Annotated in this window: 15 protein-coding genes; 2 read left to right on the top strand and 13 right to left on the bottom strand. The window is 42.1% G+C overall.

Going from position 1 to position 18,677, the window contains the following annotated elements; all coding sequences use genetic code 11:
- Window positions 1-318 precede the first annotated feature (318 nt).
- The 13 genes from F6K57_RS13195 to F6K57_RS13135 form a co-directional block, all read right to left on the bottom strand.
- Window positions 319-1,440 (bottom strand): glycosyltransferase family 4 protein, encoded by a 1,122-nt coding sequence (locus tag F6K57_RS13195; RefSeq protein ID WP_293068237.1) that lies wholly within the window; start codon window positions 1,438-1,440, stop codon window positions 319-321.
- A gap of 270 nt (window positions 1,441-1,710) precedes the next feature.
- Window positions 1,711-2,634 (bottom strand): beta-1,6-N-acetylglucosaminyltransferase, encoded by a 924-nt coding sequence (locus tag F6K57_RS13190; protein ID WP_293020011.1) that lies wholly within the window; start codon window positions 2,632-2,634, stop codon window positions 1,711-1,713.
- Window positions 2,635-2,769: 135 nt separating this feature from the next.
- On the bottom strand, window positions 2,770-3,876 hold the full coding sequence (locus tag F6K57_RS13185) for a polysaccharide pyruvyl transferase family protein (protein WP_293020012.1): 1,107 nt from the start codon (window positions 3,874-3,876) through the stop codon (window positions 2,770-2,772).
- A 17-nt stretch (window positions 3,877-3,893) separates the two neighbouring features.
- Window positions 3,894-4,922, bottom strand: coding sequence for a glycosyltransferase family 2 protein (locus tag F6K57_RS13180; RefSeq protein ID WP_293020013.1), 1,029 nt, complete (start codon window positions 4,920-4,922; stop codon window positions 3,894-3,896).
- A gap of 39 nt (window positions 4,923-4,961) precedes the next feature.
- On the bottom strand, window positions 4,962-5,876 hold the full coding sequence (locus tag F6K57_RS13175; protein ID WP_293068233.1) for an alpha-1,2-fucosyltransferase: 915 nt from the start codon (window positions 5,874-5,876) through the stop codon (window positions 4,962-4,964).
- Between the two features lie 81 nt (window positions 5,877-5,957).
- Window positions 5,958-7,829, bottom strand: coding sequence for a heterocyst formation ABC transporter subunit HepA (gene hepA, locus F6K57_RS13170; RefSeq protein ID WP_293068230.1), 1,872 nt, complete (start codon window positions 7,827-7,829; stop codon window positions 5,958-5,960).
- A gap of 51 nt (window positions 7,830-7,880) precedes the next feature.
- The gene (locus F6K57_RS13165) at window positions 7,881-8,141 is read right to left on the bottom strand and encodes a GDP-mannose 4,6-dehydratase (RefSeq protein ID WP_293020034.1); all 261 of its coding nucleotides are present in this window, start codon (window positions 8,139-8,141) and stop codon (window positions 7,881-7,883) included.
- 319 nt (window positions 8,142-8,460) lie between these two features.
- Complete coding sequence (gmd, locus tag F6K57_RS13160) at window positions 8,461-9,534, bottom strand: GDP-mannose 4,6-dehydratase (RefSeq protein ID WP_293068227.1); 1,074 nt, start codon at window positions 9,532-9,534, stop codon at window positions 8,461-8,463.
- A 202-nt stretch (window positions 9,535-9,736) separates the two neighbouring features.
- Window positions 9,737-10,534 (bottom strand): heterocyst development glycosyltransferase HepC, encoded by a 798-nt coding sequence (gene hepC, locus F6K57_RS13155; protein ID WP_293020017.1) that lies wholly within the window; start codon window positions 10,532-10,534, stop codon window positions 9,737-9,739.
- A 141-nt stretch (window positions 10,535-10,675) separates the two neighbouring features.
- Entirely contained in the window at window positions 10,676-12,937 is a 2,262-nt protein-coding gene (locus tag F6K57_RS13150) for a polysaccharide biosynthesis tyrosine autokinase (RefSeq protein WP_293068224.1), read from the bottom strand.
- A 591-nt stretch (window positions 12,938-13,528) separates the two neighbouring features.
- Entirely contained in the window at window positions 13,529-14,674 is a 1,146-nt protein-coding gene (locus F6K57_RS13145) for a glycosyltransferase (RefSeq protein ID WP_293020021.1), read from the bottom strand.
- 96 nt (window positions 14,675-14,770) lie between these two features.
- Window positions 14,771-15,766 carry a sugar transferase gene (locus tag F6K57_RS13140; RefSeq protein ID WP_293036910.1) on the bottom strand — a complete coding sequence of 332 codons (996 nt, stop codon included), beginning with the start codon at window positions 15,764-15,766 and terminating at the stop codon, window positions 14,771-14,773.
- 712 nt (window positions 15,767-16,478) lie between these two features.
- Complete coding sequence (locus tag F6K57_RS13135; protein WP_293068221.1) at window positions 16,479-16,820, bottom strand: hypothetical protein; 342 nt, start codon at window positions 16,818-16,820, stop codon at window positions 16,479-16,481.
- Window positions 16,821-16,859: 39 nt separating this feature from the next.
- Here F6K57_RS13135 and F6K57_RS13130 point away from each other — a divergent pair, with 39 nt between their 5' ends.
- Complete coding sequence (locus tag F6K57_RS13130; RefSeq protein WP_293068218.1) at window positions 16,860-17,480, top strand: IS607 family transposase; 621 nt, start codon at window positions 16,860-16,862, stop codon at window positions 17,478-17,480.
- Window positions 17,368-18,591 carry a transposase gene (locus F6K57_RS13125; protein ID WP_293068214.1) on the top strand — a complete coding sequence of 408 codons (1,224 nt, stop codon included), beginning with the start codon at window positions 17,368-17,370 and terminating at the stop codon, window positions 18,589-18,591. The genes F6K57_RS13130 and F6K57_RS13125 overlap by 113 nt, the downstream gene beginning before the upstream one ends.
- Window positions 18,592-18,677: the final 86 nt, after the last annotated feature.

Below are 18,677 nucleotides of genomic sequence, written 5' to 3'. Positions count from 1 at the left end.
TCATTTTCCCAAAAAGGCTCTATAGGGTTATTTATTGACTAAAAAAAAATTAACAAATTGTTTCAATAGTCCTGATTTACCAGACAAATATTATACTATCACCTTTTTATATTGCCAGAGCATAAAATAATTGCTTAAAGACCACTTATCGACCATAGTCTGTACTACTGTTAGCCGTTGACAGTCAACAGTCAACATTCAACAAAAACCAATCAATTACAATAGGGATCCGTTTAGGAATTCTGATAATTTTTGATGCCATATTCCCTCCCCCCTGCTCCGAAGTCCCTGCTCCCTTTGCGAAACATTAAATTTAGACTACCTGATCAGTTCTTCACATAAATCCACATAGCTTTGTGCCATCTTTTCCCAACTGTATTGGGCGGCTATCTTTGGTGCAGCTTGGCTCATCTGTTTCCTTTTTTCAGGATTAGTAGCCAGAAGACTTAACTCCTTTGCCAAAGCCTGGGTATCGTTGGGGTCAGACAAGACCACTCCGCAGGCTGGGGTAACTAATTCAGCCCCCCCGGCTGTGCTTGCTGTAATCACTGGCAAGCCAGAAGCCATTGCTTCTAGGAGCACTAGTGTGCAAGCTTCATAGCGGGATGGGAAAACAAATAAATCCACCGCCCGCATAATCTCAGGGAGGTCACGTCGGTACCCGAGAAAATGTACCCGTTCGCTCACATTTAGGGTTGCGGCTAGCTGAGGATAGGGACTACCTTCTGTGATGCCAGCAACAGCTAGGTGTAACTCAGGCACTTGGACTAAGGCGTGCAAAATTGTATCCAAGTTCTTCCGAGGTGTTCGGATGTCTCCAGCAAAAAATGCTAAAGGCACTCCCTCGGGAAGACCCAATTGTTTGCGGTCAGCCACACCGGGATAAAATTCTTGTAAGTCAACACCATTCACAATCACCCGAATGGATTCAGGGGGTACACCAATGTCTACTAATTCTTTCTTGACCTTTCCGGAAACTGCGACTACTACTTTTGCCTGACGGAAGGATTTTTTTTCCCAATGGGCATTCAAGGTTGTAACTAGCCGCTGGTAAAGACCATACAAATCCCGACGTAGCCGAGAGGTATGGGCAGGCGATCGCAACCAAGAACTGTGGACAAAATGTACAGCATTCACATCTGAGCCAGCTCTGGTAATGGACCCGTTAACCTTTACTAAGTTGAGCTCACTACGGTGTTGATTTAACCAATTGCCACTCCGCCAGGAAAAGACCAGATGACGAATTAGTGCTGTTGGCCACCTTTTAACTGGAATCAAAATCCAGTTTACCTGATTACTCTGCTGGAGTTCTGGGGCGACATTACTGGCTAATAAGGTGACCTGATGACCGCGACGAATGGCTTCTTTGGCGACTTCATAGTTGACTCGACCTTGGCCATCATTTTTCATGACTTTGTGGGTAACGATACAGAGTTTCATAAGTAGCTATCCTGTTAAAATTATCGAAAACTCTGACTAGTGCATCCTTCGCAGAAGTCTTTAACTACCTGATCTAGTAATCCTAATTTACAGCCGTTTTCAGATGAATTGACCTCACTAACGACAGCTGCAAGCCCCCTAAATCCCCCAATTCTGGGGGACTTTAACTCAATTTACCCCCAGAATTGGGGGGCTAGGGGGGCGAAACTTGCTGTAAACCTTAGAGAAATCAGAATGACTATAGGTAGATTCTTCCCTATTCTTCCCATCTTACCCAAGATGTTTGTCAAGCATATCGAGAACTTTGGCATCTACTTTGTCATCGAACTTGCGGGCAAAGTGCTTACCAGAGGTAATCATTGACTCAAAATCTTGGACACCCATTATGGCTGGATAGGGAGGAGTCCAAGAGATATAACGTTTGTTATCATTGACTATTTTTAGCATCGACTGGTTGAGCAGGATGCTCTGGATGAAAGACTCATCTGGTACGAGTGTGTTTCGATAGTGTTCTACAAATGCTGGGTTACGCTGAACAAATTGATGGATATATTGAATACAGCGATAGGAAAGTGTGTGCCACTGAGAACCCGCGTAGCACTGAAACTCTGGAGTGAAAGGTGTTGAAACGCAACGGATTGCTATTCTGGCACCAAACTTACCAGCCCTGATCCGGACTAGGGGCTGCCAATTGACAACACGATATAGTTTATATACTATAGTCTTTAGACTAGCTGGCAGCTTATAGTAGCGAAAAAAATAGCGCTCTATGCCCAAATCTTTGCCCCACTGCCAAGCTGTTTCTGGTGGTTCTTGTACCGGAAAATATTCCATAAATCCGTCATATTCGGTGTTCTGCAAGAACTGCTCGATTTGGCTGATTGGCTGAAGGGGATAGTCTTGACCAGAGAGGAAGATTAACCAGTCAAATGTCACAGAATTATCTATTAACCAGTTGATGCAGCGAAGTTCCATTTCCACCATAGAAAAATCTGCCCACTCAACTGGAACATAGTCTTCCAGGATGTGAACATTGTTGATATGCTCAAAAGAAGTTGGGCTAAGGCTCGACTTAGATTGATCATGGTGAATTAAGACCTGGGACTCAGGGTTACCAGTCTTAAGTTTCTTGACTAGTCTGACAATTTGGTCTGGATTGCTATGAGAAGCAATTAGGTAAACAATTTTAGTCATGATTGACTCTTAGGTTTAAATATTAGCGAATTTTATTCGCGTTTTATCTATCAAGCCTTACCCAGTAACTATACCTGTGGAATGTGTTATTAACGCCCCCTACTACTTAAGTACTATCTATTACTTAAGTCCTATTTATAAAGGATAGGACTCTAACATTTCTTCTACAGCTACTTCAAGTTCTGAGCGTTCTTTTATAAACCGGGCGAAGGGAATTTGTGAAGTCCATGCTTCGTAAAATGCTTCATTCTTGTAATAAGAGTTAGGAAGAAAGATATGAGGAATCTCTAAAAGAGTACTAAGGATATGACCATGCAAACGATTAGTGATAATTAAACGATGCCTTTTGAATTGATAGATGCCGCTGTGCATCAGGCCCCAAGATGCTAGATTAATTTGGGAGTTATGGGTTGTTTTAAATTTCGCAGTATTAGTATGAAAATACTTCCAGTTTTGTCGGGATAACCATTCTTTAGGAGTTGCTAATCCTCGCTCATAAACTTCCCGAATTATTCTGACCAATCCTGGGATACGCCAATACCAACCTTTAGAGAGTTGCTTAGTAGTTCTTAGAGTCCATCTATCTGAAACCCAGTCTTCTAATACGAGATTTTGTATCTTAGAAGAAAGACTCAGGTTACTAGTGGCCTTAAGTTCTTGATCCTTTCGGGAAAGATAAAGACTAGAATTGTCTTGAGCAGGCTGGATAGAGTCAGTAGATAGACCAGCCATTTGAAATGCCATATCAGGGGCTTTAATCACCCGACAATTCCAGAAATTTTTAAGAGCAATTTCATAGCTGACTTGATCTCGGGTAAATAGGGTTAGGTTAGGATGGGAGTTAAAAACTTTTGCTGCTTTTTTGAGGTTTTCGGGATTTTTAAAATAAATAGTCTGAGGAAAAATAATAATTGGTCGATCTCGATAGTTTTCTATGATCGATTCTCTAAAATTTTGAAAACCTTCATATAGATCACCTAATGCGCCTCCTCCATTAAAGATTATGGGGCATTGATCAATTTTTTTTAGGCTGGCATCAGAGAAACCGTTAATACCAGTGGCATACTTGATTTTCGTTTTTAAGGTATCTGTCAAAAAGAGTACAGAGCCTAACCAAATCAGGTGGTCGCCAATATTGTAATGATCAGGATTGTCTAGCAGTATACATTCTTCAAATTTGTCTAACTGTCCTAGAGAGTTATGAAGAACTTCTTTTACGTTTTCTGGTGTTGAAATAGTCATGGTAATTACTGAAATTATTAATGTAATTTTGAATGTACTTTTGTCTGTTGGATAATTTCCCCTCTGGAAGATATCTCGAAAGGATTTGCTAATTGTTGAGGTATAACGGTGAGCATGAGAGCTGCTACAGTTCGCAGACTGAAATTTTGACTCAAGGCACGAAAAAGATAGGGGCGTGCTTCTGCTAACCGTCCATCCCGTATCAGTCCAATACCCAGAGTTGTGTTCGCTTGTGCTAATTTCTGGGTAAAGTAACTCCGATGCTTTTGTAATTGAGCATCTGCTAAAAAGTGTTCGTAGCAAAAAATACCGGATTTGCCTTTGCGGATCTGAGCCTTGGCGTTTCCACTCCCACTGATATGGGTTTCAGATAACTCATGCACGCGGTATCGAGTCAGTCTTTCTGGATAGTAGTACGCGCCATCACCACTGCGGCAAGCTAGATAGGTTAGGTAGTAATCCCAATAGACCCCCACTGACAACAGTTCATCCCAATTAACCTTGTCCCTGCGAATCAAAGCAGAGGATGCAGGAGACACTGCTTGGTCTACTAGTCCGATAGTACAGAACGGCTGGTATACCTTTGCTTTAAGTTGGTCACGCTTCCAAAGCCGGGTATGTTCTTCAGTAGTTGCATAATTAATTACGCCATCTGCGTCGATAATATAATGGTCGCAAAAAGCTACAACTACATTTGGATTCGCTTCTAGGGGAGGAACTAGCTTTTCTAAAAAGTCTGGATTCCACAGGTCATCGTCATTGAGACTTGCTACATATTTTCCCTGAGCTTGTTTAAATGCGCCAGCAACATTGGGACCATTTCCTAGATTCTTTGAGTTCCGACGGAATCGGATCCGAGCATCTTGAAAGGACTCAATCATAGCTTGCGGATTCTCAGGGCTACAATCGTCAGAAACGATAATTTCAAGATTTTTGTAGGTCTGCTGGAGTACGCTTTCAACTGCTTGCTTGAGGTATATCAAGCGGTTATAGGTGGGGATGATAACACTGACTAGCGGCTCTTGCGCTTCTTGATGGTTTGACATATCCTTGTTATCTTGCCTCTGGTTGTAATAAGGAATTAATTACTGTGCAAATGAAATTGGAGGAGCGACATCTAGTGGCACATCATAAATTTGAAAACTGTCTAAGGATATGTCAGCATTGGGATCTTCAATCCAGTACAAAGGTACCCGTCCATAAAAAGCAGCCCACATGTTATAGGTACTTGGGGGACCTATGATATAGTCACACTGAGCAAGTGAGTACATATCTTCTACAATGTGGTTGTTGGCAAAAGCGAAATCTAATTTTGAGAATTTCTCTCTGTCCTGGGGCACATTTGAACATATTAAAAATTTGACTTTTTTTCCATTGAAAAGAGCTTCTGTTTTTTTCATCAAACTGACATATTCATCAGTAGTATAGAGATATTTTGCTCCTAGCAATTTTTTATAATCCCCCTGTCTAATGTGAACCCCAACCAGAATGTCACAGGATTTTTTTAGGTTACTTACGAGTTGGTTTATCGTTTGAGTATGTTGCTGTATTGGCGTAAAAAACTTCCTTATTGTTTCTGCATACTTCAAAAAGAGTACAGAATTTCTAAACCAATATCCATGAATAAATACTAAGTTTTTTTCACTAAAAAACTTGGCAAATTTATCATTAAAAATTACAGCTTTGTGTACTCCAGTATCTCTTAAAATATTTATATTGGAGAACTTCAAATCTGTATAATCTTTAACCAATAAGCGGGTTGAATGGTAAACGAATCTATGAAAATTTCTTTTCAGTTTAAGACTATTGCCTTTAAGAACTGATTTTTGGGCAGGGTATCGACAAAAAAAATCGTTATGGGTTCCCTCAAAAAAAACTGCATATTCATCAAAGGCAGGATTTATGACTTTGAAGTTGTATTCCAATGCAAAAGCCATAAAGTTGGCAAATAGCATCATTCTATTGCCTAATTGACCTGTTTTTCTAACAATTACGAACATGTTAATACTCCGATAATATTGACAAGCAATCAATGATAGTTACTACTAGAGTTGGACATTGATAATTGCTACTAGCTAGTCTTAATTTGTTTGACCAACTTCATGCTGCATCTTGTGATATTTCCAAAGTTTACCGCGCTTTTCGAGTAACTCTTGATACTTTCCTTGCTCCACAATTCGCCCCTGTTCGAGAACGACTACCTTATCAGCTTTGGCAATGGTCGATAAGCGATGGGCAATGGTAATTACTGTCCGTCCTACAGCAAGTTTTTCTAAGGACTCCTGAATCAGGCGCTCAGACACAGAATCTAAGGCACTAGTTGCCTCATCTAAGATCAGAATCTCTGGTGCTCGCAGTAAAGCACGAGCAATTGCCAGCCGTTGACGTTGACCTCCAGATAATCGAACTCCCCGATCACCCAGTTGCGTGTCAAAACCTTCAGGCAAATCTAGGATGAAGTCTAATGCATTGGCAAGTTTTGCGGCTTCTCGAATTGCCAGGTCATCTGCCTGTTCTGAACCATAAGCAATGTTATTGCGAACAGAGGTGTTGAAAATAAATGTATCCTGACTAACAATAGCTAGTTTACGACGCACAGAGTTGATGTCAAACTCTTGTAAGTCAGTGCCATCAATGATAATTTTACCTGCGGTTGGGTCATAAAATCGGGGAATTAAGTCAGCAAGGGTTGTTTTACCTGAACCAGAAGCACCGACCAGGGCTGTTGTCTCTCCTTTGTTGATAGTTAAGGTAATATCGTGCAGTACTAGGTTAGAGGGATCGTAACCAAAATCCACCGAAGCAAACTCAATGGCTCGCTGCAATCCTGAAAATTGCACGTTACCATTCTGCAAGTATGGTTTGTTGTCAGTTCTCAGCAGCTCTTTAATGTTATTCATTGGTCCGGTGAATTCCCCAAGACGCCCTCTGGCATTATTAATCAGACGTATAATCGGGATCAGACGAAACAAAACAAACAAGAAGGTGAGTAATGAAGCTGCCTGCATCTGTCCATTAGGAACGAAGATGGTAAATGCTACAATAATCATGCCGATCAGAATTGTGGTGGCTAAGCTTTCCCCAATCGGTTCTATGGCATACCCAAATGATGCAGATTTGATAGTGATGTTTGCAACGTTTTCGCTAGCGTTATAGAATCGTCTACGCTCAAATTCTTGACTTGCAAATGCCTTAACTGTGCGAATGCCATTGATAAACTCTACAGCAACTGATGTAAAGTTACTGCCTGCCTTTGAAACATCAAAACTTGTCTCTCGCACCCTTTTAACCAAGTTAGAAAGACCAACACTCATCAGGCTAAAGAGCATTAATGAGGCAATGGAAAGTTGCCAAGAAAGCAAGAACATTGATGTGACATAGACAACTAGAAGAGAAACTCTAGTCAACATAAAAGCTGTCACATCAAAAGCTTGATTAATTTTTTCTAGTTCGGTAGTTAGACTGTAAACTAGCGCTCCAGAACGACTATGAGAAAAGTAACCCAAACTCAGCCGTTGAAGTTGCTCAAATAGCTTCTTGCGCAGCCTATCTAACAAATTCATCTGAGTTATCATGCTGTACCTGCGTCCACCAAACATAAAGGCTGAACGGAACCAGGTTGTGATCAGAATTAGAGCAGATATCCGGTAAATTCTATCATTGAACGGTCTATTTACTCCAAGTACCGATATATCGAACCAGTTAATACCTGTCTGAATTGGGGTAGCATTAGGGTCGGTTAGATTTTGTAAAAAATTTAGGATAAACCCTAATCCAAATCCTTCAAATAGTGAAGCAAGTATCGTTAAAACAATAGCAAAAAAAGCAGCTTGTTTAAGGAATTTAAATTCCCTTAATATGAAGTGGTTGTCTTGCCACAATTTAGTTGATTTTGTAAATCTGATTACAGAATCAATAAGCTTTATTTCAGCAATTCTATATAGAATAATCACTGGTTTTATTTAGACCTATTTTGATGGGGGGTATGCTTAACTTAAACAAGTTTAGCTAAAAAAACTAAGATCACTCTCCACCATTTCCGCGACAATATCAGGAAATTTATTTTTACTCTTCCAATTCAGCTCATCCCGAATTTTCCAGCTATCCCCACAAAGGGGCACTGTTTCGGTTGGACGATAAAACCTCTGATCAACTTCCACAAAATCTTGATAATCAAGACCAACGTTACTACAAGCACAATCTACTAATTCACGAACGGAGTGATTCACTCCGGAAGCAATCACATAATTCTCTGGAGCTTTGATTTATAGCGAGAAACCAGGTTTTAAGGCTCTTGGTGCGTAATTCCTGCTTCTAAGACAGTGCGTTCGCGTAGCGTATCCTACGGATAATCGCTTATTTTATGCAACGCTAATCCATCAACAACGTCTTATACTAGTCTGTTAATAGGTAATGGATAATGGGGAATTGCGCTCTCCTCGTAGTGTTTCACAGCAGCAATAGTCTTTTTCTCAATTACCAATTCCCAATTACCCGTTAACCATTACCCGTTACCCATTACCCAAAGGGCGACTAACTATCTCTCTAATCCATTACTAAAAATGGGATTAGACCATATCATTACTAGGGATTACCAGCGGTAACAACCTCACGAATAAAGGCAGTATCAGCAGATTGAGTACAAGAGGTGACAGGCATGATACCTAGTGCCTGAAGGTCAGCATTAACCATGATTTCAACCAGTTGTTTAAAGCTCACTGAAGGTTGCCAACCTAGTATGGTATTAGCCTTGGTGGCATCACCTAACAACAGGTCTACTTCAGCAGGTCGAAAGTACCGTGGATCGATTTCAACGTATTGCTGCCAATCCAAATTCACTAAGCCAAAGGCAATATCGAGAAACTCCCGAATTGATTGAGTTTGACCGGTAGCAACAACATAGTCATCGGGTTCGTCTTGTTGCAGCATTAGCCACATAGCGCGAACATAATCCTTGGCATAGCCCCAGTCCCGTCTGGCATCGAGATTGCCCAGGTAAAGTTTCTTCTGCTGACCAGCTACAATGCGCGCCAAAGCACGGGTAATTTTGCGAGTGACAAAGGTTTCGCCGCGCCGGGGACTTTCGTGGTTAAACAAAATACCATTACAGGCGAATAGCCCATAGGATTCGCGATAGTTAATCGTTTGCCAGTGGGCGTAAACTTTTGCACAGGCATAAGGGCTACGGGGATAAAACGGTGTAGTTTCAGACTGAGGGACAGCCTGCACTAGCCCAAACATTTCAGAAGAGCCAGCCTGGTAAAAGCGTACCTGAGAGCCAATCCGCTGTTGATAGTGCCGTACCGCTTCCAACAAACGCAGGGTTCCCATACCTGTGGCATCGACGGTGTATTCTGGTGAATCAAAGCTGACCCGCACATGGGACTGAGCTCCGAGGTTGTACACCTCTATCGGCTGCACGTCTTCTAGGATGCGTTGTAGTGTCAAGCCATCAGTCAGGTCTCCGTAATGGAGAAATAACCGTGTCTGGGGATTGTGGGGGTCTTGGTAGATGTGGTCGATACGATCTGTGTTGAAGGTAGACGTGCGTCGGATAATGCCATGGACTTCGTACCCTTTTTCCAGCAGCAGTTCCGCTAGATAAGACCCATCTTGACCGGTAATGCCAGTGATTAATGCTCGTTTAATGTCTGTCACGATTTCTCACAACTCTGATTAGAGTAATTAGTTTGCTAATGTACGGGATGAACACAAAGGCAAATCAAAATTGAAAATTGCAATTAATAACTTAATAAGTTAGGAAGTTATTAACTTTACAGGGAGTAGGGAGTAGGGAGTAGGGAGTAGGGAGTAGGGAATATGGCATCAAAAATTCTCACAATTCCTACAGGGATTGCTATTACAGCACTGGAGTACTTTGAGAATCGAACACATGCGATCGCATATCTTCTTGGTGAAGCCTGATCATTCCTGGCAACAACCTCAGCTGTCGCCGCTCCTCCTGGGTCATCCGAATCACCTCATCCAGTTTCCAAGGACGTGGTCCGACTAAACTCATCTCACCCCTTAGTACATTCACTAACTGCGGTAGTCCATCCAGACAATATTGACGCAGCCACTTTCCAAAATGTGTCATCTTAGACGTGACTTTGCCTTTGTGTATAGCTTCAGTGCGAAATTTAATCACTTGGAACAGCTTACCCCGTTCTCCAGCCAGCAATTGCCGAGAAAAGACTGGTCCTGGTGAAAAAATCGCTATCAGCAACATCAATCCCAGGAGCACTGGACTCAGAATCAGTAGCAATAGAGCAGCTAAACTCGAATCCATCACCCGCCTTAGTCGAGATCGGAATAGTTTTTCCCTACTAGACAATTCTGAGTTGAACGGTACCCTTAGAACAGCTTTCTTCTTCGCTTGCTCACAGGCATTGGTCCAAACTTTTAACCCTGTTTCACCCAGATTGGGGTCGATACAAACCAGCCCTACCGACGAGCGTTGCAAGCAATTACTTAACCAGGACTGACTTTGCAATGGAGGTAAATAATGCTGTTCATTTTTTTTGATAGGGAGTACCCACAACTGTTTCTGTCGCCACTTGAGCTTGCAGGGAGGCAAAGAACTGAGTGCTTCTGGCTCATCATCGATATCTAGGATTGAGATTTTGGAGGTTGTTAGTATGATTCTGGAAGTCGTCATCAATAGTTACTCCATTTCACGAAAATCAAAAGTCAAAGGTTAGATAGTCTCAGGTTTAATACGTATCATTCTCAGGTGTTCGTTAATTGAAACTTGAAACTTGTTAATGAGCAAGTTTCAATTAGCAATTAACCAAAAAATTCAACGAGACTTGACATGATTGCTTAACTGACGCTCTAGTTGTGGAGACACTGGAAGATCAGATACAGGCTGCTTTGGTTCAATAGCACCATGGCTGTTTCGCGAACCATAGTAAGCGTAGTTCTGATTAGAACTCTTGACCCCGTTAGCAATGATTCCAATCAGGTTTAAATTCCTGAGTATAGCAGTAGCCTGGGTGAGTTGAGATTGAGTAACTCGCTCTAGGCGTCCTACCATCAGCACACCTTGGCACAAAGATGCTGCTTGGAGTGCATCCACCATACCTAACACTGGGGGAGTATCCAGCAACACCAGATCATAGGTCTGCTGAAACTCTGCCATTAAGTTCTTCATCCGTTTAGAACCCAACAGCTTAACTGGGTCAATTGGGGTTGGTCCAGCAGTCAAAACATCAATGGTTGACCCCAAAGGTGAGATACTAACTGGGCTGGGTGTAGCAGTATCATCTTCCAATAAAGTAGAAAGTCCTTCCTGATTGGAGAGGCCAAGTTGTTGGTGCAACCTCGGACGGCGCATATCTACATCAATTAGCAGTACTCGTCGATGTAAACGAGCAGCACTCAAGGCTAAACCCAACGCCAGAGTTGACTTGCCCTCACCAGATAGCGCTGACGTAACCATCAGGGATTTCCACTCAGAACCAGAATTGAGCAACTGGATATTCACATAAATCATGTCCAGTGCTTCCTGAAATGGTCGCCATCCCAACAGTTCCATCATCGGAAGTGCTTTCTCGGACTGGCTCAAGCTAAGATTCAGAACAGGTTTACTGATTTTACCCTCTGGCAATTCTGGAATCATACCTAGCAAGGGTAGAGCCACTTGATTTTTCAGATCATCAGAGGTATGAATTCCATCATCCATGGCTTCCCGCACAAAGGCAGCCACACCACCGAGAAATAACCCAACCACTGCACCCAATAATAGGTCTTGGGTCATATTAGGACCGGTCTTCGAGCCCGGTAAAGGTGCTTCTACAACTTGCCAGTTAAATCCCCCCCGAGCCAATTCGATGCTTAACTCCTGCCGTGCTTGTAGTAGCTGCTGCAGAGTATTTTGTTGAATGGCTACTTGCGGTTGTAGACGATTGTACTGAGCAATCAGGGCTGGAAATTCCCTGAGTTGGATACGGATTTCCTGCTCTGTTTTGGCCAGGGCTTGATCACGAGTTTGTAGACTCACTAGATTAATTTGCGAGGTGATCAGTTCGTTGACCAGATTGATATCAACACCACCGAGCTGTCCTTCTGTCAGGAGGTTACTTCCAGTGGTAACCAGTTGAGTCGGAACTTGCCCTAAAACCCGTCTAGTCTCTTCCTGCAAGAGCGCAAACACACTCTGACGCTGTTCAATTAATTTTTGAATACTAGGATGAGCTTCAGTATAAATCCGACTTTGCTCCACCAAAGCCAGTTCTATTCTTTGGATTTCATTGAGCAAATTTTGATAGCGCCCAGATTGACTCAAGCGGGACGATGTCAAGGCATTTTGCGGTGAACGAGCCAGTTTTTGCTGAACAGCCTGGTAGCGAGTTTGAGTTTCCATGTACTGAGCGCGGATGGCTCGGCGCTCCTGTTCAATCCCATTCAGAGTTTGACTGACAGCTAGAGCTTGTTGTGAGGGATCAATCAGGTTTTTGCTCTTGCGAAACTGCTCTAGCCGTTGCTCAGCTTGCTCAAGATTATTACGAGCTGTTGGCAACTGCTGATTGATAAAAGCAAGACCTTTATTCAACCGCATTTCCTGCTGCTCTAGGTTGTAATCTTGATAAACCTTTTGAATAGCTTGCAGTACTTTTTGAGTTTTAATCCGGTCATTGCTTGTGTAGACCGCTTGAAATACCTTAGTTTCGGTTTTACCCTGCAGTACTTGAGCTAATCTTAAGGAGCCTCTAATATCACCGACTGTGATATCTGGGTAGTCATCACGAAGCAAATCCACTGCTCGTTGAATCAATTCAGAACTACGCATCAGCTGTAACTGAGTAGCATAATCGATATCAACAGTGGACTCAGTAAACTGACTCTCGATTCCTCGTGTTTTATCTATATAATTAGGCTCCACCAACAGCTGTAGAGAGCTGATATAAGTCGGCTCTTTCTTCAGAGTGAGATAGAAGGCAATCGGCAAGCTTGTCAACAGTACACTTATAATCCACAAGCGTCTGCGCCACAAAACTGCCAACAGTTGGCCATACCCTGCATCTGTTTCAGCTGCTCCGTTTAAATCAAGTTCCTTCATGGGATTTTAGATTAATGATTGACAAGTTTGGATTGGATGTTAAATTGACATCAAGTCGAGTGAATCAAGTCTAAACTAGTCCCGGGATGATTAGTAATCGGTTGAGATAAAATCCGGTTAATCACGTTGTTAATATTCCCTAGGGTTTTATCATTTTTTTCAAAATAGTTAATTTTAAATTAACTATTAACCCTTTAAAAATTGCAATATTTAAATTGCAATTTAAATATGAAAAATCTTTGGTAAGCAAAATTATCCAGGATACCTGCAACAAATTTTACCTACCTTTTGGGAATGGGAAATTAGGACTTGGAGCCTGATTACCCATTACCCATTACCCATTACCAATGAACCGACAATCATAGGTTGCATCCCTTTTAGAGAAAGGGTATAAAAAGAAGTAGTCAACCGGACATGATATTATCTATTACCCATCAGCAGTCACCCGAGCAGGACTATATTGATTAGTCCACCAGATTGGATCTGATGATTTTGGAGTATCGACCAGTATAAATCCAAAGAAATCAACGAAAAAATCCAAAATCCAAAATCCAAAATCTAAAATCTAAAATCAGTCCAGCCACTATCCTGTCACGTAGCTAAAGTGGGAACCTTGGTTGAATGGGGAAAGGAATAGCTCAAATTAACAGGCTGCCCGCTGACGGTTTTATCAATAATTTGCCCAACTTTGTTAAAGAAAACGTCTTCAGTGAAATGACTCAGGGCATGGTCTCGGATTTTGGCATAATTCCAGGGAATTTCCCTAGCCTCAAGTAGTGCAGCTTGGAGTGCTTCCGGTGTTTGCCGTTGAAAAAACACCCCTGTCGTCCCTGGTATCTGAGTATCCAAAACACCACCTGCACCGTAGGCAATTACTGGGGTACCACTGGCGTTGGCTTCGATTGGCACTAAACCGTAATCTTCTAAAGCCGCCACGATCACCCCACGAGCTTTTGCCATCAAATGACAACGCTGTTTATCGCTGACGTATCCCAAGAATCGAATATTGTCCAAAGCTTTAGATTCTAGACGCTCTCGCTCTGGACCATCACCAGATACTAATAAGGGCCAGCCTAGCCAATTAAACGCCTCGATAATCAGATCGATACGCTTGTAACCCAGTAAACGAGATGATACTAGGTAAAAGTCTTCCTTTTGGTCGGAAAACACAAATTTATGGCTATTAATTGGATAGTTGACCGTCATGGCTGGCTTACCATAGATATTCTGGATACGCCGAGCGACAGTGGTCGAGTTAGCAATGTAAATGTCCGGCTCCTGGGCATAGTCCAGGTCTACTTTTCTGATCAATTGGAAGACTTTATCAATTACAGGAGAAAACGCTCTATATTCTCCATACTCCTTGAGGTAAGTTTGCGTATCCCACAAAAAACGGGTGACATTGTGGCAAAAGCAAACATGCTTGGCTCCTAATTTTTTCTTGACCGCCTTTGCGAAGCTTGAACAACTACTGATAATCAAATCGTAATTTTCTAAATCCAAGGCTCGAAAAGCTGGATAGTAAAACGGAGCCAAGAGTCTGAAGTATTTCGTTGACCCTGGAATGTTCTGAAGTCCGGTGGTATGCACTAGGCGCTCACCTAGGTCAATGGTGTTCTGGGCATCATACAAGGATGTGAACACATCAGCACTAGGGAAGCGCTTACAAAGCAGTTCAAATACCCGTTCTGCTCCACCCTTTTGCGTTAGATAATCATGAACTAGGGCAACTTTCATGCTTGTTTAATGGAAAACCTATTGCTAGAGAATACTCTAATCTATTTACCATTAGATTTAATTTGTATCCGGAATTTTACCAAGATATTTTTGAGCCTAAACGGCTCCATTATTTTTCGACAACAAGATAAAAATTGTTTTGATAATGAGCTTAATGTCATACATTAAGCTCCAGTTTCGTTGGTAGCGTAAATCCAGTTTAATTATATCTGCAAAATCCCGAACTTGCGATCGCCCATGCACCTGCCACTCTCCAGTCATTCCCGGTTTAACATTCAACCGTTGCCACTCGGGAACCTCATAGATTTCCACTTCCTTAGGTACCGGTGGTCTAGTACCTACCAAACTCATTTCACCTTTAATGACATTCCAGAACTGAGGTAGTTCATCCAAACTAGTTTTCCGCAAAAACCGACCCACCCTGGTGATTCTAGGGTCATTTTCGTTTTTGAATATCTTGGCATCCTTAGCTTGATTTTGAACGCTATCTTTCTGGGCTTCAGCATCAGTATACATCGAGCGGAATTTCCAGATCCGAAATCTTTTACCCATCCAACCACAGCGAATTTGACTAAAGAAGATTGGGCCAGGACTGTCGAGTTTAATCGCGATCGCAATGGGAATAAATAATATGGCAGTAATTCCTAAACCTACTATTCCCCCCACTATGTCTAAGCATCGCTTAGCCCAAGAGCTTGTAGATGGGTGAGTTGTGGGTAACTGAGCCTTTGACCAATTGACAGCTATTGTTGTTAGGTTATCTAGGGGGTCTAGAATTAATTTTTTGTCTAGCCCAGTCATGACCAACACAGCCATAACTGGAGGAGTTATACCCCTTAGTATTAGTGAGACCCCGTTTTCCTGAGTGATTTTGTGATTCCTGACTAAGGCACCAATTCCGCTACTATCGATAAACCCTGTCTGACTCAAGTCAGCAATGATAAGCTTAGGACAATAAGGTTTTTGGAGAAGCTGATCACAGGTTTCTTTAAATTCTATTGCTTCGAGTCTGCTCAGGCGGATCGGTAACTGGACTACAGCAGCTTCATTGATAAACCCTGCCTGGGAAGAAGTCTTTAACCTTGACTGCATCATGATATAATAGGAATTATAATGTCGATTAAATCGTCATTTTTTAGAGAGTATATTTTAACTATGTAGGAATTGTGTGTAAAGTTTCGCAATCCTATGAACACCCTAGGTTTTTACCGTACCTAGACGTACGGCTCCTCTGCCCTTGATTCAGGCAATGTCAGAATTTTTATGACTCTTTGAATTTTGGGTTGAGGGTTATAGTAAGGTTTTAGGTTTTAATTATTGATTCCTAATGCCTTGGTTAAGGGTGCCTAGTATAGAAAAGCCTAGTTTAGCCCTCAATTAAATTTTTACGGAGTAATAGGTATATTTAAAATCGTCGGAAATTAACCTGTGGTAAAAAAAAATGGATACAAATTCCCCATTTATAATTTTATATCGTTACCATATAAGTAACCATTTAGTATTACTCATTTATGAGCAGTGACCTTGGTCAATTAGTGTTCTGTGTAATCCCGGATGAATGACTAATACAACTTTCACGAGTTTTTCATAAAATCCTGACAGAGCTAAAAATTTTTGATGAATTTTTCTTGAAGACGGTAAATATACCGGGTGCATCTCATATTTGTAAAAAAGATGGTAAGTGTGGGTAGCGTGGTAAGTGTGGGTAGTGTGGTAAGTGTGGGTAGTGTGGGGCGGGGGCGCGGGAAGTGTGGGAATTTTCGCCGGAATTTTTGCCTAATTGCAAAACTGAGATGCACCCTTTCTAGGGGATTACCGGATTTGATATCAGTTCTGATTCTGAGATCCCAAAAACTGTTGGCACAGATTGTTGTGGTCGGCAGAGTAGACTTTTGGCAACCTGGAGCATACAGATTCCAGTATTGTCGAAGGATTTCTGATAGTAAATCATTGCCTGAATTTGGTGAATCAGTGCCAAACCGGTAAACTGAACTACTCGTTTAAGCCAGTTGGGACGAGCCGACTCAATCCCGGGAAAAGCGGTAAGATAGGCTTGGGTTAGAGCAGCGATGGAGGGTTGAAGCACTTCCAAAGGAGTTAAGTCCTGATAAATATTTTTCCCGACATATTTGACATTTTTCGACATCTTGTTCGATAATGTCAGTGTACTGAACCAGATGTGTCAATGAATGAACAAATTAAATATGTTCCTCCCCGAGTCGCTGCTACCAGGCTCGGGGTCAGTACCAGGACACTTGAAAGGTGGCTTGACGAAGGCAAAATCCAAGGAATTAAAACCCCTGGAGGACAAAGAAGATACAATCTTGACTCAGTTGTCTCTATTTCAACAAAAAAAACAGATAGAGACGAAAGAGCAGCAATCCTATATGCAAGGGTTTCAAGCCGCTCTCAAAGAGATGATCTCGATCAACAAGTACAGTTTCTTAAGTCTCGTTACCCAGACGCAGAAGTCATCCGAGACATCGGCAGCGGTCTCAACTTCAAAAGAAAAGGTCTTCACTCCCTATTGGACAGAGTTCTCAGCGGCACTTGCAAGTATATTGTCGTTGCCCACAAAGATCGGCTCTGTCGCTTTGGATTCGATCTTATCTCATGGTTGTGCTCTAAATTCCAAACTAAAATATTGGTTCTCGACGAAAAGAACCTCAGCCCAGAACAAGAGATGGTTGAAGATGTTCTCGCAATTATCCACGTCTTCAGTTGTAGGCTCTACGGACTCAGGAAGTACAAGGGAAAAATCCTTGAAGACAGTGAGTTACCGAGTTTACCCAAGCAAAGAACTTGAGAAGATCTGGAAAAAATGGGTTTCTGCTGTTCGCAAGGTTTATAACATATCGATCGAGCAGCTCAATCGGAACCAGGGGTACACAAAAGTCGGAAAGAAAGGAGGAAAACATGGCTTTAGAACTTGGTTGAAACAATCCGGACTTATTCCGCAGTGGTGCAGAGATTTAAACGTCTCCAAAATTTTAGATAACGCTTCAATGGAGGCTTATACGGCGTGGAAAGAGACCGCCAAACAACCGAAGTCTGTTGGGAAAGGGAAGAACCTTTTGCCAAACCCACAAGCTGGATTAAAAATAGGTAAATTTCGTAGCGTGCGAGATCATCATCTGACGATCCAGTTTGACCCTACGGCTTACAAGGCTGGCCGGTGGATGGTTTCCAAAACCAAACATCTGCCAAAACCCGAATTCAAAGGTCAGGATTTCTGTGTACTAACTGATGGTTCTACTGAACTTACTTATAACAAAGGGAGATGGTTCGCGCACTTTCCAGTAGAGTTTGACATTGAGCCTACTGAAACCAAGAAAGTGATAGCTTTAGATCCTGGAGTTAGGACGTTCATGACTGGGTTTGACGGCACGGATTTCTTGGAGTTCGCAAATAATGATTTTCAGAGAATAGCTAAACTTTGTTCCCATCTAGATAAGTTAAAAAGTGAGCATGACAAATCAAAAGGAAGCACACACAAACGTCGCCGATACAAGCTAAGGATAGCTATGGAAAGACTCAGAACTAAGATCAGAAGTCTGAGAACTGAATTGCACAAACAAGTAGCATCGTTTTTGGCAAGAAACTACGATGTGATCGTCTTACCTACCTTTGAGACGTCGCAGATGGTTGTCAAAAAGAAGCGAAAACTAAAAAGCAAGACAGCTAGGGCGATGATGACATGGGCTTTTTATCAGTTCTCTCAGATTTTAGAGCATTTGTGCAACCGTTATGGTTCCAAATTAGTGAGGATAACAGAGGAATATACCTCCAAGACTTGTACAAAGTGCGGACACATTCATAGAAAACTTGGTAGTTCTAAGAATTTTCAATGTCCACGTTGCGGATACGAAATCCCTAGAGATTTCAATGGAGCCGTCGGGATTTTCCTGTTCGCGTAGCGTCGGCTTTGCCGAAAGGCGATGTGGGAGTGCGGCTCGTTCCTAGGAGGAGCCTCCTGAAACAGGAGAGGTATGACTAGGGGGAT

The organism is Moorena sp. SIO4A5 (genome assembly GCF_010672005.1).
In the GTDB taxonomy this organism is placed as follows: domain Bacteria; phylum Cyanobacteriota; class Cyanobacteriia; order Cyanobacteriales; family Coleofasciculaceae; genus Moorena.
This window is presented reverse-complemented; position numbering and strand designations above follow the sequence as displayed.

What these genes read in the sequence shown, in the direction of transcription:
- F6K57_RS13195 (WP_293068237.1), bottom strand. Translation starts at nt 1,440, where the DNA reads ATGAAACTCTGTATCGTTACCCACAAAGTCATGAAAAATGATGGCCAA.
- F6K57_RS13190 (WP_293020011.1), bottom strand. Translation starts at nt 2,634, where the DNA reads ATGACTAAAATTGTTTACCTAATTGCTTCTCATAGCAATCCAGACCAA.
- F6K57_RS13185 (WP_293020012.1), bottom strand. Translation starts at nt 3,876, where the DNA reads ATGACTATTTCAACACCAGAAAACGTAAAAGAAGTTCTTCATAACTCT.
- F6K57_RS13180 (WP_293020013.1), bottom strand. Translation starts at nt 4,922, where the DNA reads ATGTCAAACCATCAAGAAGCGCAAGAGCCGCTAGTCAGTGTTATCATC.
- F6K57_RS13175 (WP_293068233.1), bottom strand. Translation starts at nt 5,876, where the DNA reads ATGTTCGTAATTGTTAGAAAAACAGGTCAATTAGGCAATAGAATGATG.
- hepC (WP_293020017.1), bottom strand. Translation starts at nt 10,534, where the DNA reads ATGACGACTTCCAGAATCATACTAACAACCTCCAAAATCTCAATCCTA.
- F6K57_RS13150 (WP_293068224.1), bottom strand. Translation starts at nt 12,937, where the DNA reads ATGAAGGAACTTGATTTAAACGGAGCAGCTGAAACAGATGCAGGGTAT.
- F6K57_RS13145 (WP_293020021.1), bottom strand. Translation starts at nt 14,674, where the DNA reads ATGAAAGTTGCCCTAGTTCATGATTATCTAACGCAAAAGGGTGGAGCA.
- F6K57_RS13140 (WP_293036910.1), bottom strand. Translation starts at nt 15,766, where the DNA reads ATGCAGTCAAGGTTAAAGACTTCTTCCCAGGCAGGGTTTATCAATGAA.
- F6K57_RS13135 (WP_293068221.1), bottom strand. Translation starts at nt 16,820, where the DNA reads ATGTCGAAAAATGTCAAATATGTCGGGAAAAATATTTATCAGGACTTA.
- F6K57_RS13130 (WP_293068218.1), top strand. Translation starts at nt 16,860, where the DNA reads ATGAATGAACAAATTAAATATGTTCCTCCCCGAGTCGCTGCTACCAGG.
- F6K57_RS13125 (WP_293068214.1), top strand. Translation starts at nt 17,368, where the DNA reads ATGTTCTCGCAATTATCCACGTCTTCAGTTGTAGGCTCTACGGACTCA.